The organism is Azospirillum melinis (assembly GCF_013340935.1).
In the GTDB taxonomy this organism is placed as follows: Bacteria; Pseudomonadota; Alphaproteobacteria; order Azospirillales; family Azospirillaceae; genus Azospirillum; species Azospirillum melinis.
Genome location: NZ_WHOS01000008.1, coordinates 141,417 through 167,072, shown reverse-complemented (window position 1 = coordinate 167,072; position 25,656 = coordinate 141,417). Strand labels below are relative to the sequence as shown.

The 25,656-nt window shown below is 67.7% G+C and carries 23 protein-coding genes; 15 read left to right on the top strand and 8 right to left on the bottom strand.

What is annotated here, in order from left to right:
• The first annotated feature begins 179 nt into the window (after positions 1–179).
• Positions 180–875, top strand: a complete 696-nt coding sequence (locus GBZ48_RS08875) for a response regulator (RefSeq protein WP_174470701.1) — start codon at positions 180–182, stop codon at positions 873–875.
• Here the strand turns inward: GBZ48_RS08875 and GBZ48_RS08870 are convergent, their stop codons facing one another.
• The 4 genes from GBZ48_RS08870 to msrB form a co-directional block, all read right to left on the bottom strand.
• Positions 876–1,706, bottom strand: a complete 831-nt coding sequence (locus tag GBZ48_RS08870) for an alpha/beta hydrolase (RefSeq protein ID WP_174470700.1) — start codon at positions 1,704–1,706, stop codon at positions 876–878.
• A 140-nt stretch (positions 1,707–1,846) separates the two neighbouring features.
• Positions 1,847–2,476 (bottom strand): hypothetical protein, encoded by a 630-nt coding sequence (locus GBZ48_RS08865; protein WP_109491109.1) that lies wholly within the window; start codon positions 2,474–2,476, stop codon positions 1,847–1,849.
• 28 nt (positions 2,477–2,504) lie between these two features.
• Positions 2,505–3,068 (bottom strand): hypothetical protein, encoded by a 564-nt coding sequence (locus tag GBZ48_RS08860; protein WP_174470699.1) that lies wholly within the window; start codon positions 3,066–3,068, stop codon positions 2,505–2,507.
• A 241-nt stretch (positions 3,069–3,309) separates the two neighbouring features.
• Positions 3,310–3,726, bottom strand: a complete 417-nt coding sequence (gene msrB / locus GBZ48_RS08855; RefSeq protein WP_174470698.1) for a peptide-methionine (R)-S-oxide reductase MsrB — start codon at positions 3,724–3,726, stop codon at positions 3,310–3,312.
• A gap of 280 nt (positions 3,727–4,006) precedes the next feature.
• Here msrB and GBZ48_RS08850 point away from each other — a divergent pair, with 280 nt between their 5' ends.
• Positions 4,007–5,200 carry a pentapeptide repeat-containing protein gene (locus GBZ48_RS08850; protein WP_174470697.1) on the top strand — a complete coding sequence of 398 codons (1,194 nt, stop codon included), beginning with the start codon at positions 4,007–4,009 and terminating at the stop codon, positions 5,198–5,200.
• A 7-nt stretch (positions 5,201–5,207) separates the two neighbouring features.
• Here GBZ48_RS08850 and GBZ48_RS08845 read toward each other — a convergent pair whose 3' ends face one another.
• A complete protein-coding gene (locus GBZ48_RS08845) occupies positions 5,208–6,203 on the bottom strand; it encodes a BMP family lipoprotein (protein ID WP_174470696.1) in 996 nt (331 codons plus the stop codon).
• Between the two features lie 259 nt (positions 6,204–6,462).
• Here GBZ48_RS08845 and GBZ48_RS08840 point away from each other — a divergent pair, with 259 nt between their 5' ends.
• The 3 genes from GBZ48_RS08840 to GBZ48_RS08830 all read left to right on the top strand — a co-directional run bounded on the left by GBZ48_RS08840 (position 6,463) and on the right by GBZ48_RS08830 (position 9,189).
• Positions 6,463–7,689, top strand: coding sequence for a Bcr/CflA family multidrug efflux MFS transporter (locus GBZ48_RS08840; protein ID WP_174470695.1), 1,227 nt, complete (start codon positions 6,463–6,465; stop codon positions 7,687–7,689).
• Positions 7,690–7,798: 109 nt separating this feature from the next.
• On the top strand, positions 7,799–8,881 hold the full coding sequence (locus tag GBZ48_RS08835; RefSeq protein ID WP_174470694.1) for an ABC transporter substrate-binding protein: 1,083 nt from the start codon (positions 7,799–7,801) through the stop codon (positions 8,879–8,881).
• Positions 8,882–8,886: 5 nt separating this feature from the next.
• On the top strand, positions 8,887–9,189 hold the full coding sequence (locus tag GBZ48_RS08830; RefSeq protein WP_211105681.1) for a DsrE family protein: 303 nt from the start codon (positions 8,887–8,889) through the stop codon (positions 9,187–9,189).
• 52 nt (positions 9,190–9,241) lie between these two features.
• On the opposite strand, the gene GBZ48_RS08825 is transcribed toward GBZ48_RS08830, so the two are convergent.
• Together GBZ48_RS08825 and GBZ48_RS08820 are read right to left on the bottom strand one after the other, a co-directional pair.
• Positions 9,242–10,282, bottom strand: a complete 1,041-nt coding sequence (locus tag GBZ48_RS08825) for a 4-(cytidine 5'-diphospho)-2-C-methyl-D-erythritol kinase (RefSeq protein WP_174470692.1) — start codon at positions 10,280–10,282, stop codon at positions 9,242–9,244.
• A 74-nt stretch (positions 10,283–10,356) separates the two neighbouring features.
• Complete coding sequence (locus GBZ48_RS08820; RefSeq protein WP_174470691.1) at positions 10,357–10,875, bottom strand: RBBP9/YdeN family alpha/beta hydrolase; 519 nt, start codon at positions 10,873–10,875, stop codon at positions 10,357–10,359.
• Between the two features lie 167 nt (positions 10,876–11,042).
• Between GBZ48_RS08820 and GBZ48_RS08815 the strand changes: the two genes are divergently transcribed.
• Positions 11,043–12,269 (top strand): methyl-accepting chemotaxis protein, encoded by a 1,227-nt coding sequence (locus GBZ48_RS08815; RefSeq protein WP_174470690.1) that lies wholly within the window; start codon positions 11,043–11,045, stop codon positions 12,267–12,269.
• Here the strand turns inward: GBZ48_RS08815 and GBZ48_RS08810 are convergent, their stop codons facing one another.
• Positions 12,270–13,079, bottom strand: a complete 810-nt coding sequence (locus GBZ48_RS08810) for a methyltransferase domain-containing protein (RefSeq protein WP_174470689.1) — start codon at positions 13,077–13,079, stop codon at positions 12,270–12,272. It abuts the gene before it with no gap.
• A 54-nt stretch (positions 13,080–13,133) separates the two neighbouring features.
• Here GBZ48_RS08810 and gloB point away from each other — a divergent pair, with 54 nt between their 5' ends.
• The 9 genes from gloB (at position 13,134) to GBZ48_RS08765 (ending at position 25,554) form a co-directional block, all read left to right on the top strand.
• Positions 13,134–13,901: a hydroxyacylglutathione hydrolase gene (gloB, locus tag GBZ48_RS08805; protein WP_174470688.1), complete on the top strand. Its 768-nt coding sequence runs from the start codon at positions 13,134–13,136 to the stop codon at positions 13,899–13,901.
• A gap of 88 nt (positions 13,902–13,989) precedes the next feature.
• Positions 13,990–14,595 carry a glutathione S-transferase N-terminal domain-containing protein gene (locus GBZ48_RS08800; RefSeq protein WP_174470687.1) on the top strand — a complete coding sequence of 202 codons (606 nt, stop codon included), beginning with the start codon at positions 13,990–13,992 and terminating at the stop codon, positions 14,593–14,595.
• Between the two features lie 283 nt (positions 14,596–14,878).
• A complete protein-coding gene (locus GBZ48_RS08795) occupies positions 14,879–17,476 on the top strand; it encodes a methyl-accepting chemotaxis protein (RefSeq protein ID WP_246307076.1) in 2,598 nt (865 codons plus the stop codon).
• 200 nt (positions 17,477–17,676) lie between these two features.
• On the top strand, positions 17,677–18,744 hold the full coding sequence (pstS, locus tag GBZ48_RS08790; protein ID WP_174470721.1) for a phosphate ABC transporter substrate-binding protein PstS: 1,068 nt from the start codon (positions 17,677–17,679) through the stop codon (positions 18,742–18,744).
• 108 nt (positions 18,745–18,852) lie between these two features.
• Positions 18,853–19,836: a phosphate ABC transporter permease subunit PstC gene (pstC, locus tag GBZ48_RS08785; protein ID WP_174470685.1), complete on the top strand. Its 984-nt coding sequence runs from the start codon at positions 18,853–18,855 to the stop codon at positions 19,834–19,836.
• 5 nt (positions 19,837–19,841) lie between these two features.
• Positions 19,842–20,723: a phosphate ABC transporter permease PstA gene (pstA, locus tag GBZ48_RS08780; RefSeq protein WP_098735252.1), complete on the top strand. Its 882-nt coding sequence runs from the start codon at positions 19,842–19,844 to the stop codon at positions 20,721–20,723.
• A gap of 2 nt (positions 20,724–20,725) precedes the next feature.
• The gene (pstB, locus tag GBZ48_RS08775) at positions 20,726–21,601 is read left to right on the top strand and encodes a phosphate ABC transporter ATP-binding protein PstB (protein ID WP_281362387.1); all 876 of its coding nucleotides are present in this window, start codon (positions 20,726–20,728) and stop codon (positions 21,599–21,601) included.
• A gap of 376 nt (positions 21,602–21,977) precedes the next feature.
• Complete coding sequence (locus GBZ48_RS08770) at positions 21,978–23,222, top strand: TCR/Tet family MFS transporter (RefSeq protein ID WP_174470684.1); 1,245 nt, start codon at positions 21,978–21,980, stop codon at positions 23,220–23,222.
• 217 nt (positions 23,223–23,439) lie between these two features.
• Positions 23,440–25,554 carry a YgiQ family radical SAM protein gene (locus GBZ48_RS08765; RefSeq protein WP_174470683.1) on the top strand — a complete coding sequence of 705 codons (2,115 nt, stop codon included), beginning with the start codon at positions 23,440–23,442 and terminating at the stop codon, positions 25,552–25,554.
• Positions 25,555–25,656 lie beyond the last annotated feature (102 nt).

Genomic DNA, 25,656 nt, shown 5'->3' with positions numbered 1-25,656 from the left:
CCTGCTGGCAAGATCGTCTGCGATTGTCCCTATCGGCCACTGTGGCGGGGTGGAACAATCCGCCAATGTCTGTCGCAGTTCCGTTACACTCCAGCTTGTGTCAAATTGCCGGAACCGATAGCTTCGGTGCTGGGTGTGGCAGACAATCCGCCACCCGTCTCAATCCGGTACGGGGGACAATGCACACCATCGCGGTGGTCGACGACGATCCCATCACCCGCGAGACCCTGAAGGCCTACCTGGAAGGGGAGGGCTATCGGGTGATGCTGGCGCGGGACGGCGACCAGCTGTCGGCGCTGCTGGCGCGTGGGCGGGTCGATCTGCTGCTGCTGGACATCCGGCTGCCCGGCAAGGACGGTCTGGCGGTGACGCGGGAACTGCGGGCGACCTCCAACATCGGCATCATCCTGATCACCGGACGGTCCGACCGCATGGACCGGCTGATTGGGCTGGAACTGGGCGCCGACGACTACATCACCAAGCCGTTCGAACCCCGCGAGATCCTGGCGCGCACCCGCAGCCTGCTGCGCCGCATTGTCAAGCCGACCAGGCCGGCCGGCGGGCGGGTGAAGCGGTTCGACGGGTGGGAGCTTCATCTGGACAAGCGCCGGCTGCGCGGTCCCGATGGGGAGGACGCGCGTCTCACCTCCGCCGAATTCGAGCTGCTCGCCGCCTTCGTCGAGAATCCGGGTCGGGTGCTGAGCCGCGACGACCTTCTCGACCTGACCTTGCGCGGCGATTCGGTGCCGTACGACCGCTCCATCGACCGGCTGGTCCGCCGCCTGCGCCGGGTGGTGGAGCACGACCCTGCCGACCCCACCCGCATCGTCACCGTCCATGGCATGGGATACATGTTCCAGGCTGTCGTGGATTGATCAGCTTCCGATTTGCGGCAGCGATTTCAGGAAACCATCGACATCGTCCAGCACCGGATTCAGCCAGCGCAAGGGCGCGGCCAGGGCGGCGACGATGCGGATGTGGCCGATATCGTCATACTCCACCGTGCGCACGCTTCCGCCGACCTCGCGGGCCTTGGCCGCCAGATTGCGGCTGTTGCGGGGCAGGACCGTCTCGTCGGCGGTGCCGGTGGCGAGGAGCAGGGGCGGCAGCGGGGCGGCGACATGGGTGATCGGCTGGGTGTCCGGCCGCGTCTTCTCCGGGCCGAACAGGTCCTTCAGCATGCCGCTCTGCAGGGGCAGGAAGTCGTAGGGCCCCGCCAGCCCCACCGCGGCGCGCAGGTCGCGGGCGGGGTCGAGCCCCTGTTCGGCAAGCCAGCGCCGGTCCACCGCCAACATCAGGGCGTTGTAGGCGCCTGCCGAATGGCCCATCACCGCAACCGGTCCGGGCTGGGCGCCGTGTTCCGCGCCGTGGCGCCGGACCCAGGCCACCGCTGCGGCGGAATCGCGCAGGAACTCCGGGTAGCGCACCTGCGGATAGAGCCGGTAGTCGGGGATGGCGACGCTGTAGCCGCGGCTGGTCAGCGCCTGGGCGACGAAGCGGTACATGCCCTTGTCGCCGGTCTCCCAATTGCCGCCATAGAAGAACACCACCGTCGGCGCCCCCGGCGCCGGCCGGTCGGGCCGGTAGAGATCCAGCCGCAGGCGCGGATCGTCGGCGAAAGGCAGGTCGGTAGTGACGGTGTAGCCTGACCGAGGGGTGAGCGCATCGACGATCTGCGGGCCGGAGCAGGCGCCCAGAAGCGGCATGAACAGGAGAGGGGCGAAAACCCAAGGGTTCGGTCTTGGTCGTTTCAGGGCACGTCTTGGCATGGCCCGACAGCAGATAGGGCGCAGCCGGCGACGGGAAAGGGCAACGAAAAAGGGAACGTTGGAAAGGGGAGACGGATTCAGGACTGGGCGGGCGAGGTCCGGCGTTGCGGGCGGGCGGCTGCTGCGCCGTCCTCCTCCGGCTTGGTCGGTTTGCGGAAGGTGCTGAGTTCGGAAATGCGGTTGACGGTCAGGCCGTTCAGGCGGCAGCCGGCGACCTCGACGATTTCGAAACCGGCCTTGCGGGGATAGCGGGCGGCGACCCGTTCGCGGGCCTCGCGCTCGCCGTCGGCGATCAGCAGGAAGCGGCGCACCCCGGTCCAGCCGCGATATCCGCGCTGGTCGGACAGGCTGACGCCGATAGGGTGGCAGCGCACCGCGACCTCCCAGAAACGGCCGGGGCGCGGCTCGTTCCGGTCGAAGACGACATAGCGCTGCATCGGGGCCGACTTCTTCTGGTCCAGTTCCAGAATGGCGGCCTGCATGTCGATCTCCGCCTTCTGGACGCGCTTTTCCATGTCCGCATAGTGGTGCGCCAGCTGGGCATAGTCGGAGGCGACGTCGGCGACCTCCTTGGTCACGTCCTCCACCTTCTCCTTCAGCTTGGACATGGCGATCCGCGTCACGACCAGCTGGCGGCGCCAGTAGCGGTTGGACAGGACGGTCAGCACCATCAGGCCCAGCGCGAAATACAACATCATGCCGGTCATGGCGCCGTCCCCCTCCTGCATCCCTCGATCATGCCGCGTCAGCCTCGACCTCGGGGTCGGGAGCGAGTGCCAGGGGGACCACGGGAGAGCAGATCACGCCGTTGCGCTGGGAAAAGCTGGTCCGCACCGTGCCATGGGCCAGTTCGGCGGACGGAGCGGTGATGTGGGCGACGTTGCGGTATTCCCAGATCTGGCGCGAGAAGACGATGTCCTTGCGATCCAACTCGTTGAAATTGGGACCGACCGCCAGCTGCGCCCAATAGATGTCGCCGTCGCTGTCCTGGTCGCCCAGTTCGTGGACCAGTTCGATCTTGGAGAATTCCAGGGCGCGCAGCTCGGTCAACGCCTTCTGGCGCCGGCCGTTGAATTCGGTCAGGCGGGCTTGCAGGGTCGTCAGATCGACGCGCTTGCGCTCCGTCTTCTGGCGCCATTCGGCGAGTGCGGCGCGTTTCTTGTCGTACTGGCGCTGGTTCATCGCCTCGCGGGTCTTTTCCGCGCTGACGCGGCCGACATCGACGACGATGGAAAGTCCGAGCGCGGCGGCGCTGGCGATCAGAAGCAGCATCCCCAGGAATTCGGCCGAAATGACCATTCGCCCTCCGCCAGCCGCACCGAATGCCTGCGCCGGTCCGTCGACGCATGGTGCCACGACCGGCGAAGGGCGGCGACGCCCTCGCGACAACCCGTCGCACGGAGCGGATCATACCATCGCGCTCCGTGCCGGGGTTGTCATTTTTAGCCGAAATAGGGGCAAACCCGCCTTTTTTATTAGGGTTTATGACCGGACGCCGAACAGGCGAAGGAAAGCCGGCGGCCGGTCATAGTTCTGCCGGTCAGCCGGACTTTTCTTCGGGCTCGAAGCTCATGGCGACGCCATTCATGCAATAGCGCTTGCCTGTCGGCCGCGGCCCGTCGTCGAAGACATGGCCGAGATGGCCTTTGCAGGATGCGCAATGAACTTCGGTGCGCGGATAGGCCAGCTTGTAGTCGGTGGAGGTTTCGACCGCTCCCGGCAGCGGCTCCCAGAAGCTGGGCCAGCCCGACCCGCTTTCGTATTTGGTGTCGCTGGCGTACAGCGGCTGGCCGCAGCCGGCACAGCGGTAAACGCCCTGGCGCTTCTCGTCATTCAGCGGGCTGGTGCCCGGATATTCGGTGGCGTGCTCGCGCAGAACCTTGAACTGGTTGGGCGACAGGTCCTGCTTCCACTCCTGTTCGCTTTTGGTCGATGCTGTCTTGTCCGATTCGGGCATGCCGCCGGTCTCCCATGCAGATGGTCGGTGTTCTGAGCCCACTATATTGGGTCGCCATTTCTCCTACCCAAGCCGTAGGGTGATCCGATCACGCGGTCGTGACCGGCGGGCCGGCCTATGTCGGACCGGAAATATCCCTGCAACCAAAGATTCTTGCCGATCCAGCGAAGGTGCGACGGCTGGCACCTTCCGGAATTCAACCGATTTCGGTAACATCCAGCACGCCAACAGTCCGGGACAGCGTGTCCGGGACGGGAATGCCGGGGCAACGACGCGCCGCATGATGGATGAACGCTACCTCCGGGCGGTTCGCGATGCGCTGGTGCGCCACCAGCAGTGGCTTCTGCGCGACCCGGCCGGGAAGGGGCGGCGCGCCAACCTCAGCTTCTACGATCTGGCCGGACTCGGCCTCAACCGCGTCAACCTGTCGGGCGCCAAACTGACCGGCGCCAGCCTCACACGGGCGCGGTTGGTCGGTACCCTGCTGTCCAAGGCGGATCTGTATGGCGCCGACCTGTCGAAGGCCGACCTGACCGGGGCGCAGTTGCAGGGGGCGGATTTGCGCGGCGCCAGGGTGGATGGCGCCAGGCTGCAGAACGCCAACCTCCAGGGCGCCGACCTCCGTCGCGGCATGGTTCTGGACAGCGGCGAGTTCCGGGCCGCCGGCAACACCGACGGCACCACCACCTTCGTCGGCTGCACCCTGTCCGAGGCGGTGCTGACCGATTGCCGGATGGCGCAGTGCGATTTCAGCGGCAGCGACCTGTCCGGCGCCGACCTCACCGGCAGCGACCTCAGCGGCGCCATCCTGATCGGGGCCGACCTGACCGGGGCGACCATGCGCAAGACGACGCTGGACGGCGTGCTGATGTGCGGCGCCCGGCTGAACGATGAACTGCGTACGGCGCTGGAGCGGCACGGCATCGATGTTGACGGCACCGGCCTGACCACCACCGCGGCGCGGATGAGCGAGCTGATCGCCGAGCATCAGATCTGGGTCGACAAACTCGGCAAGGGCGGCGACCGCATCCAGCTCCAGCGGGTCGATCTGCGCGGCTACAACTTTGCCAACCAGCTGCTGTGCGGGGCGGTGATGCGGTTCTGCGGGTTGCGCGGGGCCGATTTCTCAGGCGCCAAGCTGATGATGGCCGATCTGTCCTATAGCGACCTGCGCGACGCCGACTTCACCAGTGCCGACCTGTCTGGCTGCAATCTGGAAGGTGCCAATCTGGCCGGAGCGAAGCTGTGGCGCGCCAAATTCCGCAAGGTGGACCTCAGTGGCGACGGCAGCCGGCTGTGGCCGACCAGCTTCGCCAAGGCACGGCTGAACGGCGCCGACCTGCGCGACGCCAGCCTAGCCGGCGTGGTGCTGCGCGGCACCGACCTGACCGCGATCAAGACCAGCTTCGCCACGCTGAAGGGCGCCGACCTGACCGGCGCCCGCGGCTGGCAGCCGTTCGAGGCGCCGGCATAATCGTGGTTCAGCTTCCGTCGGCCACCGGGATGCGGCCGGAGACGATGCCGCGGCGGGCGGCCTCCACCGCCTCCACCATCGCGGTCGTCACCAGATCGCGGTTGTTTTCGTCGAGCGCGTAATCGACCGCGGACTCGGCAAGGCCGAGCGCAACCGTGCCGGCGGTCCATCGGCCCTGGCGGGCGGCCTCGAAGCTCGATTCCACGGCCAGATCGACCCGCTTCAGCATCGAGGTCAGGATCGAGCCGGGATAGAGGTAGTTCTGGTTGCTGTCGACGCCGATGGCCAGCCGCCTTGCCTCGTTCGCCGCGGCGAAGATACCGAAGTTGGAGACGCCGGCCCCGGCGAACACCACGTCGGCGCCGCGCTGGAACTGGCTGCGCGCCACCTCGGCCCCGCTGGCCGGATCGTTGAAGGCGGCCGGCGTGGTGCCGACGAAATTCACCAGCACCTTGATGTCGCCGCGGGCATGGCGGGCGCCCTGCTCGTAACCGGCGATGAATTTGCGGATCAGGGGGATGTCGAGTGCGCCGATGAACCCGACGGTCCCGCTTTTCGACGCCAGCGCCGCCAGCACGCCGACCAGGAACGATCCCTCCTGCTCCTTGAAGGTGACGCAGCGGATGTTCGGCCCCTCCGCCACCGCATCGATCAGCGTAAAGCGGACCGCCGGGTGCGCCGGGGCCAACCGCGCCAGCGGTGTCGCGTAATAGAAGCCGATGGCGACCAAGTCGGTCACCCCGCGCCGCAGCAGCGAGGCCGCCGCCTGATCGAACTGTACGGGCGTGGCGGGCAGATATTCGCTGACGGCGATGCCGGTGGCGTTCCTGAACCGCTCCGCCCCGGTGAAGGCGCCCTCGTTGAAGCTCTTGTCGAATTTCTGCCCGGCGGCATAGACGAGTCCGGGCTGGATGGCCGCGGCATGCGCGTGGTGCGGAAACAGCGCCAGGGCGGTGCCGGCGGCACCGAGGGACAGGACCGACCGGCGGGTGGGGTGCGGCATGGCGCGGCCTCTGGCTGAGTGGAAGCCTGTGATCCGGTTTCAATGTTAGGCATGGATCACAGGGGCGAACCAGAATTTTATTGCGCTGTGACTTCGGTGATTCGACCAGAACCCAGATTGTCGCGGCGTCGTTACGTCGCGGCTTACTCAAGGCTGCCATGCCGAGACAGAACTTTGCGTCGAGCAATGAAGGGATCAGCTTAAAAGCTGCGGATTCCGTCCGGCCGACTCCCCCATTCATTCATATCCGGATTTCCCGATGCTCGCGCGCCTTGCCGCCGTCCGTTCCCGTTCGCCTGCCGAAAGCCCGTTCTTCATCGCCGCGCTGGGCGTGCTGATGTCCTTCGGGCCGATGGGCACCGACATGTATCTGCCCGGCATGCCGGCGATCGGCCGGGACCTGCATGCGGCGCAGGATCAGGTGCAGTGGACCCTGTCGGCCTTTTTCCTGGGGTTCGGCGTCGGGCAGTTGCTGTGGGGGGCCTTGAGCGACCGGTTCGGACGGCGGATTCCGGTGGCGACCGGCATCCTGCTTTACGCCATCGGCTGCGTCGGCTGTTCGCTGACCGTCGATGTCGGCCATCTGGCGGCATGGCGCTTCGTGCAGGCGGTGGGGGCCTGTGCCGGGCCAGTGCTGGTCCGCGCCATGATCCGCGACGTCTTCGAGCGCGACCGGGCGGCCAGCGTGCTGTCGATGATGATGCTGGTGATGGGTGCCGCCCCGATCATCGCGCCGCTGATCGGCGGCCAGATCCTGGTGTGGGCGAACTGGCGCTGGATCTTCTGGGCCCAGGCCGCCTTCGGCATCGTCGCTTTGCTGGCGCTTGCCAGCCTGCCGGAAACCCATCCCGACTCGCGGCGCACCAGCCTGCGCCCGATGGTGCTGGGAGAAGCCTACCGCAAGCTGCTGACCGACCGCCGTTACCTGGGCTATGCGGTGGGATCGTCCTTCATCTATGCGGGGATGTTCGCCTTCATCTCCGGCTCGCCCTTCGTTTACATCGAGCTGTTCGGCGTGCGGCCGGAGAATTACGGCTTCCTGTTCGGGCTGAACATCGTCGGCATGATTATCGTCAACACGCTGAACAGCCGCGCCGTGATGCGCTTCGGCTCGGACGTGATGCTGCGGATCGGCGTCTGGCTGGCCGCCGCCACCGGCATCCTGCTCGTCGCCTGCGTGCTGGGCGGCTGGGGCGGGCTGTGGGGGCTGGTCGGTTGCCTGTTCCTGTTCATGTCGGTGACCGGGTTCTGCTTCGCCAACTCCATGGCCGGAGCGCTGCAGTCCTTCCCGCAGATGGCCGGCACCGCGTCGGCGCTTGCCGGCATGCTGCAATTCAGCACCGGTGCGCTGTCGGGCTGGGCGGTCGGGTTGATGGCCGATGGCACCGCCATGCCGATGGCTGGGGTGATCGGTGGTGCTGCGCTGGTCAGTCTGGCGCTGAACCTGTGGCTGATCCGCCCGGTCCGTCGCCGGTTGCCCGCCTGACGGTAAAACAAATGTGCAGTGTTGAATCGGGGTTCTTCCTGTCGGGACTGGCCGTGAATTGAAATTTGCGGCCGGTCCCACTAGGCTGGCGCGGCAAAAGGAGACCGTGATGCCGCAGATCCCGCCGAGCCAGTTTATCGATTCCGACCGTCCGACCGCCCCCGACGTCAGCCGGCGCGAGCTTCTGCTGGGTGCGGCGGCCTTGGGCATCGCCACCGTTGCAGCGTCGCTGCCGCTACCGGCCTTCGCGGCCACGGGGCTGCGGGTCGGCTACATCCCGATCATCCCGATGACGCAGCTTTATGTGCTGACGGGCGAGGGCTGGGCCGCGGATGCCGGGCTTGCTCTGCAAACCACCAGCTTCCAGTCGGGGCCGGCGATGATCCAGGCGCTCGCGTCCGGGACGCTGGACGTCGCCTATGTCGGCATCGGCCCGGCGATGATCGCCCGCTCGAAGGGGGTGAAGCTGAAGGTCGTCGCCGCCAACGTCATCGATCAGGTGGCGCTGATCGGCCGTGGCCCGCTGGTGAAGGCGATGGCCGGCGTCGCCAGCCCGGCCGAGGGGGTCAAAGCCTTCCGCGCCGCCAACGGCCGGCGGCCGAAGATCGGCTCGCTGCCCGCCGGATCGGTGCCGGACACGGTGCTGCGCTATTGGATGGCGGAAATCGCCCGCATCCCCGCGGAAGACATCGAGATCGTCGGCATGGGCGAACAGCCCTTGCAGCAGGCGCTGCTGACCGGTGCCATCGACGGCGCTTCGATCCTGGAGCCGATCCTGACGCTGGTGCAGTCGCGTCTTCAGGATGCCGCCATCATCGCCAAGGCCGGCAGCATGTTTCCCAAGCAGCCGGGTGCGGTGCTGGTGGTGACGGAGGACGCCATCGCCAAAAACCGCGACGCGGTGGCCGAGCTGGTCAAGCTGCACATCCGCGCCACTGCCTTCGCCAAATCCAACCCGGACCGCACGGCGGAACTGGTGACCGACATCATCGGCAAGGGGCTGGTCGAACGCGACGTGATGCGGGCGGCGCTGACCTCGGACGCGACGACCTTCGTCGACGACCCGCGGGTGATCCTGGACTCCACCAAGCAGATGCAGGCCTTCCAGCAGACGCTGGCCCAGATCACCGAACCGGTGGATGTCGATGCGCTGTTCGACTTCACCTTCCATGATGCGGCGAAGAGGAAGTGACGGACATGACGTCTCCCCTGCGGCTGGTCATCCATGCTCCCACCCCGGCCGCGCTGGAGCGGGCGCGGAACAATGCCCGCAACCTGCTGAAGGCGCGGCCCGATGCGGAGGTGCGCATCGTCGTCAATGCCGGTGCGGTCGCCGCGGCCCTCGACAGCCCGGATGATGAGACCGACCGGCTCCTGCGGGTCTGCGGCAACACGCTGGCGAAGACCGGCCGGAGCGCGGAGGGGCTGACGGTGGTCGCCGCCGGCGTCCTCGACGTCGCCGAGGCGCAGGCGGACGGCTGGGGCTACATGCGGGCGTAAGCCCTCGGGAGCCCTGGGGGGAGCCCTGGGGGGAGCCCTGGGGGAGCCCTCCTCAGCCCACGCCCCAGCCGCCGGTGTCCGGAAAGGGGACTGGGGGCGGCGGGACGGCTGCCGCCGGATCGGCGACGATGCCGCTCGGCAAGGCGGGGGCGCCGGCCGGGGTCGGGAGCAGGCGGGTCGGCTTGACCCACCAGCCGGGCGATGCCACGGCGATGGACTTGGCCGCGGAGTTGGCGGCTTCCGCCGTAGCGTAGAGGCCGAAGCAGGTCGCGCCGCTGCCGGACAGGCGGGACAGCAGGCAGCCGGCGCTGTGCTCCAGCGCCACCAGAACGTCGGCAATCACCGGCGCCACCGTCAGGGCCGGGGCGGTCAGGTCGTTGTTCCGCTCCAGCAGCAAGGCCGCGAGGTCGGCCGCGTCGGCCGGTTTGCGGGTGAAGCGGGCAGGGGCGGAGAAGGCGCCGCCGCTTTCGGCGCGGGCGGCGGCCATCGCCTTGAACACCGCCGGGGTCGGCACCGGGACATTCGGATTGACCAGGACCACATGGGTTTCCGGCAGGTCCGGCGCCTCGTCCAGCTCATCGCCGATGCCGCCGAAATAGCAGCTTCGCCCGGCGACGCAGACCGGCACGTCGGCGCCCAGCCCGGCGGCCACCGCGAACAGCGCCGCGTCGTCCGGCGGTACTCCCCACAGCCGGGCGAGCGCCCGCAGGCAGGCGGCGGCGTCCGCCGATCCGCCGCCGATTCCCGATGCGACCGGCAGCGCCTTGGTCAGGGCGATCATCACGTCGGCCTCGCGCCCCAGCCGGACGGCCAGGGCATGGGCGGCGCGCATCACCAGATTGGTGGCGGGGTTCTCGCCCATCAGGGCCGGGCCGAAAGGACCGGCGATGGCCAGACGCGGGCCGGCCGGCGGCAGGTCGGCACCGCGCAGGGCGACCCGGGCCGCAGCCGGCGTCAGGGCGATGCTGTCGCCGAACTCGGCGAAGGCGACGAGACTGTCCAACTCGTGATAGCCATCGGCGCGCCGGCCGGTGACATGCAGGTAGAGGTTCAGCTTGGCCGGGGCGGCCTCGACGATGGGAAGACCGGTCATAAGCTCCAATCCGCTGGCGGGCGCGCGACGACGCCCCTGTGTCGCACCCTTTCGCCCGCAGCGGCAAGGGGAGGTTAGATCTGGGCCAGCATGTCCTTCAGCAGCGTTTCTCCCATCGGCCACGGACCATGGCCGCTGGCACCGTTGATGTGGCCGACCTCGCCCGCGTCGATGAAGTCGGCCCCCCACAGCGCGGCGAAGCCGCAGGCGCGGGCGGCGGTGCAGTAGGGATCGCTGCGGCTGCCGACCACCACCGCCGGGAAGGGCAGGGGATCGGTCGGCACGGTCCGGGGCGATTCGACGTCGGGCGGGGCGACCAGCAGGGCGGCGGCGACCGTCTCCGTCCTGCCTTCGGTGGCGGCCCAGCGGACGACGAGGATGCAGGCAAGGCTGTGTGCGACCAGCACCACCGGACCGGGGGCGGCACGGACCGCGGCGTCGAGCCGCTCCACCCAGCGGTCCGGCTCCGGCGCGTCCCAGTCGCCCAGATCGACGCGGGTCAGGGCCGGCAGACGGCCTTCCAGCCAGCTTTGCCAGTGATCGGGGCCGGAGTTGCCCAGACCGGGAAGCACCAGAACGGTCGGCTGCGTCATTCTTTCAACTCTTCGTTCGTAAGTGTTGTGTGTACTGTCTGGAGATTGCGTGTGGGCGGAGCGGTGCTCTCCACGCGGTAGTCGGACGGCCGGCATATCCCGTCATGGCGGGGCGTGCCGTAAGAATCCAATTGAAAACCATAATCGGGAAGAAGGGGAGAAGCGTCTTGGACATCAGCGCCACCATCGCACAGGATCTCTGCGACTCCATCGGCCGGGAACTGGACTCCGTCGTCTCCATCGCCGGCAGGAGCGGTGCCGTCATCGCCTCAACCGCGCGGGAGCGGATCGGCACCAGCCATCCGGTCGCCGGCGACATCGTGGCCCGCCGGCTGGACGAGCGCGCCGTCACCCGCGATGAGGCCGCCAAGTCGGGCGGCACGATGCGCGAAGGCTATGCCATTGCCATCGACCTGGACGGAGAGCGGGTCGGGGCGCTCGCCATCGCGGCGCCGGCCGATCAGGCCCGCCGGTTCGCCCGCCTCGCCCGCCATTGGGTGCTGGCGACCCTGCGGGCCGAAACGGCGGAAACGCGCCGGGTCGCCCTGATGCGTGAGTTGACGGAGCGGGTCGAGCGCGAAGTCGGCGGGTTCGCCACCGAGCTGGCCGATGCCGGCCGCAAGCTGGAATCGGCGGTCGCGGCCGTCCGCTCCGCCGGGACGGATGGGTTGCGGCAGGCCGCCGACGCCGCAGGGGCGGCACGTGCCGTGGATGGCTCGGTCAGCGCCATCGCCGGCATGCTCGACAGGTTGGCCTCCACCTCCGATCAGATTTCGGGGGACACCAGCAAGGCGCGGGAGATCAGCCTTGCCGCGGCGTCGGACAGCGACCGCGCCACCACGGTGATGAACTCGCTGCGCTCCGCCGCGGAACAGATCGCCAGTGTGGTCAAGCTGATCAACGCCATCGCCAGCCAGACCAACCTGCTGGCGCTGAACGCCACCATCGAGGCGGCGCGGGCGGGGGAGGCAGGGCGGGGCTTCGCCGTCGTCGCCAACGAGGTGAAAGCGCTGTCGCGCCAGACCGCCGACGCGACCAAGCAGATCGCCGATCAGGTCGCCAATCTGCAAAAGGAAACCGCTGCGGTGGACGAGGCGCTGGGCCGCATCCATTCCACCATTGGCTCGATCCAGGCGATCAACGGTACCGTCGCCGCCGCCATCGACGAGCAGGCAACCCTGACCTCGGACGTTGCGCGGTCGCTGGACCGCTCGCGTCAGGACGCCATGGCGGCGGAACAGCGGATCGGCGACGCCGAACAGACGCTGGGGGGCGTGACCCGCAATCTGGAGGAACTGACGGCGCTGAGCCGCAGCATCGCGGAGCGGGCCGGCAGCTTGGGCAGCGGTCTTGCCGGCCGCGTCACCGACGTGCTGCGTCAGGTTCGTAATTAATCAGGTCCGGGGATAAGGCTGCTGGCAATCGACGGAGTCGCCGCCGACAATGGTGGTGCGGGGACTGCCGCTTCGGGCGGCGGGGGCCGCACCACCCGGCAGCGGCACGATCAGCCGGCGCTTCACCGGCTGTTGCGCCGCCCGGCGCGACACGCCGGCGAAGATCTGTTTCGATGCCTCGATCATCGTCACCCCGGCAAAGGCCTTGAACCAGCGCCCGCCGACCTCTTCCCAGGCGGGTGCCGTCTTTTGCAGGAAGTGCGAGCGCAGGGGCGGCATGAACAGGGCGTGGCGGGTGCGTTCCGGCACGAACATGGTGTCGCGCAGCACCTGCTTCAGCTGCGAGGCGGAATAGGGGAAACCGTGGCCGAAGGGCGTCCAGTCGGCGCGCGCCCACAGGCCGCGGCGGTTCGGCACCACCGCCAGCACCCGTCCGCCGCCGGCCAGCACCCGCCAGATCTCTCGCATCATCGGGCGCAGCTGCTCGGTGCCCTCGAGCCCATGGACCAGAAGCACGCGGTCGATGGTGTTGTCGCCGAAAGGCAGGTCGGCCTCGTCGCCCAGCGCGACCATGCCCGGTCCTTCCGCCGGCCAGAAGCTGACGCCCTGGCTGGCCGGCATCACCGCCACAACCCGGTCGGCCTCGCCCATGAAGGGGCGCAGATAGGGTGTGGTGTAGCCGACGCCCAGCACGATCTGGTCGCGCACGTCCGGCCAGATCGTGCGGATGCGGCGGCGGATCATCCGCTGGGCGGTGCGCCCCAATCCGGACTCGTAGAACTCCCTCAAATCGACGATATCTGTGTACATGGTATCCCAAGCGTAACACGGGTTTCGTATCGCAACAGCAGGGAGTCCGCTGCCGTGGAGGTCATTCTCGTTCCGGCTTTCGCCGACAACTATATCTATGTGCTGCGCGACGCGGCATCCGGCAAGGTCGGTGTGGTCGATCCCGGCGACGCAGCCCCGGTGCAGGCCGAACTGGACCGGCGCGGCTGGTCCCTGACCCACATTTTCCTGACCCACCATCACGACGACCATATCGGCGGAGCGGCGGCGCTGAAGGAGCGCTATCGCGCCAGCGTGGTCGGTGCCCGCGCCGACGCCCACCGCATTCCCGGCATGGACGTGGCGCTCAGCGACGGCGACCGGACGGTGTTCGGCGAGCAGACGGCCCGCGTCTTCGCCGTGCCCGGCCACACCAGCGGCCACATCGCCTTCTGGTTCGAGGCGGCGGAAACCCTGTTCAGCGGCGATACGCTGTTCTCGCTGGGCTGCGGCCGGCTGTTCGAAGGCACGGCGGCACAGATGTGGGACTCGCTGCAAAGCCTGCGGGCGCTGACCGACCAGACCCGCGTCTATTGCGGCCACGAATACACCCAGTCGAATGGCCGCTTCGCCCTGACCGTCGATCCCGCCAATGCCGCCCTGCACCAGCGGATGGAGGAGGTTGCGGAGCTGCGCGAGCGGAACCGGCCGACGCTTCCCACCACCATCGGCATGGAGCGGCGCACCAACCCCTTCCTGCGCGCCGACGATCCCGGAGTCCAGGCCGCCATCGGCATGGACGGCGCTCCGCCGGTGGAGGTGTTCGCCGAACTGCGCCGGCGCAAGGACCATTTCCGCGGGTGAGCGGTGCAGGCCGGCCGGCGACCTGGACCGACGCTGGCCTGTCCTGGACTGTTCGGAAGCGGCCAATCAGACGTAAAAAGGAAAGCCCATGTTGAAGCTGCGCTGGAGCCCCACCTCGCCCTACGTGCGCAAGGTGATGATGGTCCTGATCGAACGCGGGCTGGAGGATCGGGTGGAGCGGGTGACGACCGATCCCTGGTCGGCCGACACCGACCTGCCGACGGACAATCCGCTGGGCAAGGTGCCAGCATTGACGCTGGAGGACGGCACCACGCTGTTCGACAGCCCGGTGATCGTCGAGTATCTCGATTCGCTGGACGGCCGGGCGCCGCTGTTCCCGCCGGCCGGCCCGGCGCGCTGGACGGCGCTGCGCCAGCAGGCGATTGCCGACGGCATCTGCGACGCCGCCATCCTGCGCCGGCTGGAATCCATGCGTCCGGATGGCGAGAAGTCGGCCAACTGGATGGAGCGCCAGCGCAAGGCGGTTGCCCGCTCGCTCGACCTGCTGGAGGCGGAGGCCGCGTCGCTGGAGGGGGAGATCACCATTGGCAGCCTGTCGGTGCTGGTGGCACTCGGCTACCTCGATTTCCGGTTCGGGCACGAGGATTGGCGCGAGGGGCGTCCGGCGCTGACCGGCTGGTTCACCAAGGCCTCTGACCGTGACAGCCTGCGGCGGACGGCGCCGCCGGTGTAACATCGGCGCTCCTTCCAGATTTTACGCGGTATGCGTGCAGTAACGCGGCGCCCGACCCAGTCGGGCGCCGCTATTCGTTTCACGCGCTGTTTACGTTCGATTCACCATGACTGCCCGCGCGACCGATGATTTCCGGCGCGCAGCAATCTTTCGATTGTGCGTAGCGAAAACTTCATCCAACCGTCACCGATTCATCCAACCAGAAGGGCTACCCATGGCACCGGCCGGCTTGCGGAAAACCGCGGGCGCGGTACGGACAACCTCCAAGCCACGGGTGGCCCATATGGCAAAGCCTATCGACCAGCGCCGGCGGTCCGGCATCAAGTCGAAGATGCTGATCGCCTTCGGAACCGTGGCGGCGCTGCCCTGCATCGCGGCGGTGGTCGGCTGGATGTCCTACGGCGCCGTCCGCGGCCATGTCGCCGACATCACCGGCACCCAGGTGCCGGTGCTCAGCGCCGCCCACGGCCTCGCCACCACCACCGCACGGGTGCTGGCGCTGGGGCCGCTGATCGACGCCGCATCCTCCGAGGAGGATCTGCTCCGGCTGCGCAACGCGGCGGGCGAGCAGCGCCGGGCGCTGGACGGTCAGCTCGCCCAGCTGGCCGTTGGACATGGTGATGCGGCCCGCGTCTCCGAACTGACCGGCACCGCTCGCTCGCTGCTCGGCACCATCGATGCGCTGGGAACGGCGACCGGACGGCGGCTGAGCCTGCAAGAGCAGCGCAGCGGCCGGCTGGCGGAGTTGAGCGATGCCCACGCCCGGCTGCTCGCCGCGCTGAAGCCGGACATGCAGGCCTCGCGCGAGCAGCTGGCCCAGGCGATTTCCGCGATGGTGCAGGCGACCTCCGAGTCCTCCGCGGTGATCGGCGCCGAGCTGGGGCAGACGGTGATCCCGCTGTTCCAGCTGCGCGGTGCCGAGGCGGCCCTGGCAAAATCGCTGCTGATCGGTGCCTTCGAGACCAACCGGTCGAAGGTGATGTCGCTGTCCACCGACTTCGACTCCGCCCTGTCCGACCTTCAGGGTGCGCTGCGTCCCCTGGCCAAGAGCGAGGCGGCGGCCCCGGTGGTGGCGACGATCAACGAGCTTGCCGCCTTCGGCGACGGCGATGCCAGCGTCTACACCCGCCGCGTCCGCCAGCTCACCCCCGGCATTCCGGAGGCGGAGGCGCAGAAGCTGGCCGAATCGCTGGCCGCCGGAGTCGACGACATCGTCCGGCTGGACCGCGACGCCAACGCCCGCATGCTGCCGCTGATGCTGAACTCGCGCGGCCGCATCGCCGAGGCAGGCAACGCGATCGCCGAGCGGATGCAGGATCTGTCCACCAACACGGTCCCGGCGGCCCAGCAGCGCTACACCGTGCTGAGCGGCCTGATGGCCGACGCCAATTTGCTGGCCGGCAAGCTGGCGGAAGCCGGCAATGCCGAGACGCCGGCCCGTCTGGCCGCCGCACGCCGCACGCTGGAGCCGCTGGCGGCAACGATCCGCGGCACCCTGACCGCTTCCGGGGACGATCTGGGCGCCGAGGTCCGCCGGCTGGCGGATCGGCTGCTGGCTCTCGGCTTCGCCGACGATGGCATCCTGGCGCTGCGGGCCGGCGAGCTGGCGGCCTATGCCGAGAATGCCGCGCTGATCGACAGCAACCGCAGCACCGGCGCCGCCCTGACCGCCATGGTCGATGGGCTGGTCCAGGCGGCTGAGAAGGCGACCGCCGACGGGGCCGCCGCCGCCCACGAGGCGCTGGAGCGCACCAATCAGGTCCAGATCCTGCTGGCGACCGCCGGCGTGCTGCTGGCCGGGCTGATCGTCTCGCTCTATGTCGGGCGCCGCGTCGTCGGCCGGATGGAGGCGCTCGCCGATGCCATGCGCCGGGTTGCCGACGGCGACCTGACGGTGGAGCAGAAGGCCGACGGCAATGACGAGATCACCGACATGGCCCGCGCGCTGTTCGTCTTCATCGCCAACGCCCGCGCCATGGAAGAGGCGCACGAGAAGGTGGAGATCGAGCGCCGCAACGCCGCGTCGGCCCGCCGCACCAGCATGCTTGAGATCGCCGACCAGTTCGAACGCAACGTGCTGAGCAGCGTCGAAACGCTGGCCGAGGCCGCGCGCCAGATGGCTGCCCGCGCCCGCTCGCTGACCGACATCGCCGCCAACGCCAACGACCGTGCCGAGGCCGCGATGCAGCTGTCCGGCGAGATGGCGGCCGGGATCCAGCAGGTGGCGACCGCCGCCTCGGAAATCTCCCAGTCCATCGCCGAGATCAGCAAGCGCACCGGCGAATCGGCCCGCATCATCGGCGACACCGCCGCAGGCGCGGAGCAGGTGAAGGCCACCGTCGCTGACCTGTCGAGCACGGCGGGAGAGATCGGCACCGTCGTTGGGCTGATCGACGAGATCGCCGGCCAGACCAACCTGCTGGCGCTGAACGCCACCATCGAGGCGGCAAGGGCAGGGGAGATGGGCCGCGGCTTCGCCGTGGTCGCCGGAGAGGTGAAGGCCCTTGCCGGCCAGACCGCCCAGGCCACCGCCGAGATCGCCCGCCAGATCGCTGCGACCCAGGCGGCCAGCCGCGAGACGGCGGAGGTGGTGGCGGCCATGGCCGGCAGCGTCCAACGCATCGAATCCAACGCTTCGGCCATCGCCGCGGCGGTGGAGGAGCAGGCGACCATCACGTCGAGCATCGTCGACAGCTCCCACCGCGTGGCGGTCGGCACCCAGGCGGCGTCGGACCATGTCGCCGGCCTGTCGGAGGCCGCGGCCAAGGTGCGCGCCCAGGCCGGCGACGTGCTGCTGGTGGCGGAAGGCCTGTCGCACGAGGCGACCAGCCTCGGCTCCGCCGTGCATCTGTTCCTCCAGGAAATCCGGGCCGCGCGATGAGCCTTCCCAGGACTCCGCGGTCCCGGTCACGAACGGGTCGGTTTCATAAAACTGACACGTAAACAAAACAAACCCGTCACCGGCGGCGGCTATGGTCACCGCGACGAAGAAGGCGGGTTCCGACATCCGGCCAAGGCCGGGCTTTTCCGAAAAACCCAACCAAACCGTCCAAACCTATCGGGAGTTTAGCCGTGAAAACCATGACCTCGGCGTTCGTTCGCTGCGCCGCCTTCGGTGCCCTGGCCGCTCTGTCCGTGTCGGTCGCCCCGCTGTCGGTCGCCTCGGCCGCCGACATCTCCGGCGCCGGCGCCACCTTCCCGTACCCGATCTATGCCAAGTGGGCCGACGCCTACAAGAAGGAGACGGGCACGGGCCTGAACTACCAGTCGATCGGTTCGGGCGGCGGCATCAAGCAGATCAAGGCCAAGACGGTCACCTTCGGCGCGTCGGACATGCCGCTGAAGCCGGAGGAGCTGGAACAGGCCGGTCTGATCCAGTTCCCGATGATCATGGGCGGCGTGGTTCCGGTCGTGAACCTGAAGGGCATCAAGGCCGGCGAGGTCAAGCTGTCGGGCACCGTTCTCGCCAACATCTACATGGGCGAGATCACCAAGTGGAACGACGCGCAGATCAAGGCGCTGAACCCCAACGTCAACCTGCCGAACACCGCTATCGCCCCGGTCTACCGCTCTGACGGGTCGGGCACCAACTTCCTGTTCACCGACTACCTGTCGAAGACCAGCCCGAAGTTCAAGACCCAGATCGGCGCCAACACCTCCGTCCAGTGGCCGGCCGGCATCGGCGCCAAGGGCAACGAAGGCGTGGCCAACATGGTCAAGCAGACGGACGGCTCGATCGGCTACGTCGAATACGCCTACGCCAAGCAGAACAACATCACCCACCTCGACCTGCAGAACAAGGACGGCAAGACCGTCTCTCCGAAGATCGAGGCCTTCCAGGCTGCCGCCGCAAACGCCGACTGGGCCAACAGCAAGGGTTACTACGTCCTGCTGACCGACGAGCCGGGTGCGGAGAGCTGGCCGATCACCGGCGCCAGCTTCATCCTGATGTACAAAGCCCCGCAGGACGTGGCGTCTTCGGCCGAAGCGCTGAAGTTCTTCGACTGGGCCTACAAGAACGGCTCCAAGATGGCGACCGAGCTGGACTATGTCCCGATGCCGGACGCCGTGGTGTCGCTGGTCCAGAAGACCTGGTCGCAGACCATCCAGGCCGACGGCAAGCCAGTCTGGACCGCGTCGGCCAAGTAACGACGGCCAACCGACCCCGGGCGGGCCGCTGGTTGGCGCGCCCGGGGGCATGATCGCCGGAGGGGATGGAAATTGCGCCGTCCCTTCCGCACGCCTCACGGAGCGGCCATGACCGAGATCGCGCTGACCTTGACCGACGCACACGCCTCCACCGCCCGACGGGCCCGCCGCCAGCGCCTGCAGGATGCGGCTTTCCGCAACGCCACCCTCGCATTCGCGCTGCTCGTCCTGCTGATTCTGGGCGGCGTCACGGTTTCCCTGATCGACGGCGCGCTGCCGGCACTCCGCGCGTTCGGCTTCGGATTCGTTGCAACCGAAGTCTGGAACCCGGTGTCGGAGGAATTCGGCGCGCTCGCCCCCATTTACGGCACGCTGATAACGTCGGTCATCGCCATGGCTGTCGGCATTCCCGTCAGCTTCGGCATCGCCCTGTTCATCACCGAGATGTGCCCGGCCTGGCTGAAGCGCCCGCTCGGCGTCGCCATCGAGCTGCTCGCCGGCATCCCCAGCATCATCTACGGCATCTGGGGCCTGTTCGTCTTCGCCCCCTTCATGCAATCGACCATCCAGCCTTTCCTCATCAACACGCTGGGCCAGATCCCCGGCATCGGTAACCTGTTCATGGGCCCGCCCTACGGCATCGGCATCCTGACCGCCGGCCTGATCCTGGGCATCATGGTGCTGCCCTTCATCACCTCCATCACCCGCGACGTCTTCGAGACGGTGCCGCCGATGGTGCGTGAATCCGCCTATGGGCTGGGGGCTACCACCTGGGAGGTGGTGTGGAACGTGGTGCTGCCCTACACCCGCACTGGCGTCGTCGGCGGCGTGATGCTGGGCCTGGGCCGTGCGCTCGGCGAGACGATGGCGGTGACCTTCGTCATCGGCAACGCGCACCGCATCAGCTCTTCGATCATGGCCCCGGGCACGACGATCTCGGCCTCCATCGCCAACGAGTTCACCGAGGCGGTAGGCGACGTCTACACCTCCTCGCTGGTGGCGCTCGGCCTGATCCTGTTTCTGATCACCTTCACCGTGCTGTCGATCGCGAAGCTGATGCTGCTCCGCCTCCAGCGCAAGGCCGGAGTCTGAGGCCCATGACGATGTCCAATTCCGCGACGCTGGCGACCCCCATCGGCGGGCTCTATCACCGCCGGCGCATCGCCAACAAGCTGGCGCTGTCCCTGGCGCTGGGAGCCGCCGGCTTCGGCCTGTTCTGGCTGGTCGCCATCCTGTGGACGCTGCTCTACAACGGGCTGTCGGCCATCAACCTCAGCCTGTTCACCGAGAACACCCCGCCGCCGGGCGGCGAGGGCGGCCTGCTGAACGCCATCTTCGGCAGCGTCGTCATGACCGCGGTCGCCACCGCGGTCGGCACTCCGGTCGGCGTCATGGCCGGAACCTACCTGGCTGAGTTCGGCCGCAACACCAAGCTGGCCGAGGTTGTGCGCTTCATCAACGACGTGCTGCTGAGCGCGCCGTCGATCATGGTCGGCCTGTTCGTCTACGAGGTGCTGGTCGTCCGAATGGGCCATTTCTCGGCCTGGGCGGGTGCCATGGCGCTCGCGGTGCTGGTGATCCCGGTCGTCGTCCGCACGACCGAGGACATGCTGAAGCTGGTGCCCAACAGCCTGCGCGAGGCCGCCGCCGCCCTGGGTGCTCCGCAATGGAAGGTGATCACGATGGTCGCCTACCGCGCCGCCCGCAACGGCATGATCACCGGCATGCTGCTGGCCGTCGCCCGCATCAGCGGCGAAACCGCACCGCTGCTGTTCACCGCCCTGAACAACCAGTTCTGGAGCGCGGACATGAACGCGCCGATGGCCAACCTGCCGGTGGTCATCTTCCAGTACGCGATGTCGCCCTATGAGGATTGGCGCCAGCTGGCCTGGGGCGGCGCGCTGCTGATCACGGTCGCCATCCTGCTCCTCAACATCGGCGCCCGGCTGCTGGCCGGTCTCGGCACGACGAGAAAGTAACCATGACGATGACCCACATGGACGCCAACAGCCCCACCCACGGCAGCCACCAGATGCCCCCTGGCATGCTTGCCGGGACCGCCACCGGGACCGCCGCAGAGCGCGCCATCGCCGGTGCCGGTCTGCCCGAGAAGATCAGCGTCCGCAACCTGGACTTCTTCTATGACGGCTATCGCGCCCTGAAGAGCATCTCGCTGCCGCTTTACGACCGTCAGGTCACCGCCTTCATCGGCCCGTCGGGCTGCGGCAAGTCGACCCTGCTGCGCATCCTGAACCGGATGTACGACCTCTACCCCAAGCAGGTCGCCACCGGCGAGGTCATGCTGGACGGCGTCAACATCCTGTCGCCCAAGCAGGACCTGAACCTGCTGCGCGCCCGCGTCGGCATGGTGTTCCAGAAGCCGACGCCGTTCCCGATGTCGATCTACGACAACATCGCCTTCGGCGTGAAGCTGTACGAGAAGCTGTCCCGCGCCGACATGGACGAGCGGGTGGAGTTCTCGCTGCGCCGCGCCGCCTTGTGGGACGAGGTGAAGGACAAGCTTCGCCAGAACGGCATGAGCCTGTCCGGCGGTCAGCAGCAGCGCCTGTGCATCGCCCGCGCCATCGCGGTGAAGCCGTCGGTCCTGCTGCTCGACGAGCCGACCTCGGCGCTCGACCCGATCTCCACCGCCAAGTGCGAGGAGCTGATCGACGAGCTGCGCTCCGACTACTGCATCGCCATCGTCACCCACAACATGCAGCAGGCGGCCCGCATCTCCAACTTCACAGCCTTCATGTATCTGGGCGAACTGATCGAGTTCGGGAACACGGAAGAGATCTTCACCAACCCGACCAAGGAAAAGACATCCGAATACATCACCGGCCGTTTTGGCTGACATAATCGGCGCCGTGTTCGGCGAACGCGAAAAGCTCCTGTCACCAGCCGGTGACGGGAGCTTTTTGTTTTTCCCTCAACCAGGATTCGACAGGCTATGAAGCAGTGGAAGCTTATCCGGTCTTTCAGAAAATTTCCATAATCGAACTTATGTGTTTTCTATCTGTAGGCGCATGTAGGCGCAAAGCTAAATTGTCAGCGCTCTGATAGAACGTCGCAACAAAGCATCCGATGGCGGAAATATTCCGCTTCCAAATCGCCTTCGCTTCCTCTATGATCCGCCCCAACTTCGCGATGCCGTCCGGCCCGCCGATTCCGGCCGGGGCACGCCCGCGCCCCTTTTGGGCGCTTACATCTTTCGATTCCAAAGGTCTTCCATGTCGTCCGTTCGTCCGCGCAAGGCCGCGATAGCCTTCATTCTTGTCACCGCCGCACTCGACATCGTGGCAATGGGCATCGTCATTCCGGTGCTGCCGGCGCTGATCGAGGAATTCGCCGGGGCCGATGCGCAGGCCGGCACCATCAACGGTGCGCTGGTGGCGCTGTGGGCGCTGATGCAGTTCTTCTCCTCGCCGGTGATCGGGTCGCTGTCCGACCGCTTCGGCCGGCGGCCGGTGATCCTGTTGTCGGCGCTGGGTCTGGCGGCGGACTATGTGCTGATGGCGGTGGCGCCGAATTTGTGGTGGCTGGTGGTCGGCCGTGCCGTTGCCGGCATCACCTCCTCCAGCTTCACCACGGTCTTCGCCTATATGGCCGACGTGACGCCGCCGGAGCAGCGGGCGCGCGCCTATGGCCTGATCGGCGCCGCCTTCAGCGCCGGCTTCATCGCCGGACCGCTGCTGGGCGGAGTGCTGGGCGAGATCTCGCCGCGGGCACCCTTCTGGGGTGCCGGCCTGCTCAGCGGGCTGGCCTTCCTCTATGGTCTGGTGGTGCTGCCGGAATCGCTTCCGCAGGAAAGCCGCATGGCCTTTTCCTGGCGCCGGGCCAACCCGTTCGGAGCGTTCCAACTGCTGCGCTCGCACCCGGAACTGTCGGGTCTGGCCATGGTCAATTTCATGCTGCACGTCTCCCACCAGGTCTTCCCCGCCGTCTTCGTGCTTTATGCCGCGCACCGCTATGGCTGGAGTGCGTGGGACGTCGGGCTACTGCTGTCGATGGTCGGTGCGCTCGACATGGTCATGCAGGGGCTGGTGGTGTCGCGCGTGGTGAAATGGCTGGGCGACCGCGGCACGATGATCGTCGGCCTGTTCGGCGGGGCCGTCGGTCTGGCCTGCATGGGGCTGGCGCCGGATGGCGGCTGGTTCGCCTTCGCCATCGTGCCGAACGCGCTGTGGGGATTGGCGATGCCGACCATCCAGTCGCTGATGACGCAGCGGGTCAGCCCGTCCGAACAGGGCCAGTTGCAGGGCGCCAACATGAGCGTGGCGAGCGTCGCCGGCATCCTGTCGCCGGTCTTCTTCGGCACGGTCTATTCCGCCTCGGTGGGCAGCGATCCGCTGTTCCCGCATCCGGGGGCTGCCTTCCTGATCGCGGCCCTGGTAATGCTGGTGGGGGCGCTGATCGGCTGGGTGGTGGCGCGGCGCAACGGCCGGGCGGGAGAAGCGGGCGGCGTTGCGGCCTGACGCCACCGCCGGCGCCACCATCCTGCCCTGCCCTCTCCCGTGGCCTGCTCCCTGGCCGACCCTTGCACCGGCTGTGGGGCGTCCCACATAGCTGTCGCGCCACGCCGCACAATGTCCCATTGCTCCGCTGCGTTATCAGCGGTGGGAATTTGCCGGCCGACAAGGTAAGACTGTCGGCTTATCCATCCGCATTGTTGATTGAGATCCGGAGAACGCGATGCTCGCGGCCCCCAACCTGTTCGCCCACCGCCCGGACCGGAGCGTGCGCCCCAAGGCCGCACCCTTCCTGCCGATGTCGCGCGCGGAAATGGACCGGCTGGGCTGGGACCAGTGCGACGTGATCGTCGTCACCGGCGACGCCTATATCGACCATCCCAGCTTTGGCATGGCGATTATCGGCCGGCTGCTGGAATCGCAAGGCCTGCGCGTCGGCATCATCGCCCAGCCGGACTGGAGCAGTGCGGAACCGTTCAAGATCCTGGGCAAGCCGCGGCTGTTCTGGGGGGTGACCGGCGGCAACATGGATTCGATGGTCAACCACTACACGGCTGACCGCCGCCTGCGCCACAACGACAGCTACACGCCGAACGACGAGGGCGGCAAGCGGCCGGACCGCGCCGTCATCGTCTATTCCCAGCGTTGCCGCGAAGCCTTCAAGGACGTGCCCATCGTCCTTGGCGGCATCGAGGCCAGCTTGCGCCGCATCGCCCAGTACGATCATTGGAGCGAGAAGATCCGCCGCTCCGTCCTGGTCGATTCCAAGGCGGACATGCTGGTCTACGGCAATGCCGAACGCGCCATCATCGAGATCGCCCAGCGTGCGCTGAAGGGCGAATCGCCCAAGGCGATGACCGACATCCGCGGCACCGCCATCATGCGCTCGTCCCTGCCGGACGGCTGGACGGTGGTGGACAGCAGCTCCATCGACGATCCGTCCGCCCCGGTCTCGCCGCGCGCTGCCGGCGCCGACCGCATGGCGGTGCGGCTGCCCAGCTTCGAGCAGGTGACGGCCGACAAGGTGCTCTACGCCCATGCCAGCCGCGTGCTGCACCAGGAGAGCAATCCCGGCAACGCTCGCGCGCTGGTCCAGCGCCACGGCGACCGCGACGTCTGGCTCAATCCGCCGCCGATCCCGCTCGAAACCAACGAGATGGACGGCGTCTACGACCTGCCCTATGCCCGCGCGCCGCATCCGTCCTACGGCGATGCGCGCATCCCGGCGTGGGAGATGATCCGCTTCTCGGTCAACATCATGCGCGGCTGCTTCGGCGGCTGTTCCTTCTGCTCGATCACCGAGCATGAGGGGCGCATCATACAGAGCCGGTCGGAAGGGTCGATCCTGCGCGAGATCGAGCATATCCGCGACAAGACCAAGGGCTTCACCGGCGTCATCTCCGACATGGGCGGGCCGACCGCCAACATGTATCGACTCGCCTGCAAGGACAAGGAGACGGAGTCGGTCTGCCGGCGCCCGTCCTGCGTCTTCCCCGACATCTGCAAGAACCTGAACACCGACCATTCCTCGCTGGTCCAGCTCTACCGCAAGGCCCGCGCGGTACCGGGGGTGAAGAAGATCCACATCGCGTCGGGCCTGCGCTACGACCTCGCCGTCCGCAATCCGGAATATGTGAAGGAACTGGTGACCCACCATGTCGGCGGTTACCTGAAGATCGCGCCGGAACACACCGAGCCGGGGCCGCTGGGCAAGATGATGAAGCCCGGCATGGGAGCCTACGACGAGTTCAAGCGGATGTTCGACAAGGCCGCGAAGGAGGCCGGGAAGAAGCTTTACCTGATCCCCTACTTCATCGCCGCCCACCCCGGCACCACGGACGAGGACATGATGAACCTCGCCTTGTGGCTGAAGCGGAACGGCTTCAAGGCGGATCAGGTGCAGACCTTCCTGCCCTCGCCGATGTCGCTGGCGACCGCGATGTACCACAGCGAGCGCAACCCGCTGCGGCCGGTGCGCCGCGTCGGATCGGAAATCGTTTCGTCGGCGAAGGGGTTGAAGCAGCGCCGCCTGCACAAGGCCTTCCTGCGCTACCACGATCCGGAGAACTGGCCGATCCTGCGCGAGGCGCTGAAGCGCATGGGCCGCGAGGATCTGATCGGTCCGGGCGAAGAACATCTGATCCCGGGCTGGCAGCCGGTCGGCGCCACCGCCAAGCCGCGGGAGAAGGGGGGCAAGACCTTCTTCACCCAGCAGGCCGGCCAGGGCCGCCGTGTGGTGCCGCCGGTGGGCAAGGCGCCGGGGGCGAAGCCGGCCGCCGGGGCTGGCGGCAAGCCGTCCGGCATGAAGCCTCGCCAGACCAATTTGAAGGGTCGTTAAGAGTTGGCGTAGCCCTCTGAACTGCCCTCTCCCGAGGCTCTCAGCGGATCTTCGATCCGCCTGACGCCGTCAGCACAAACGAAGCTTGTGCGAGAGGCGGGA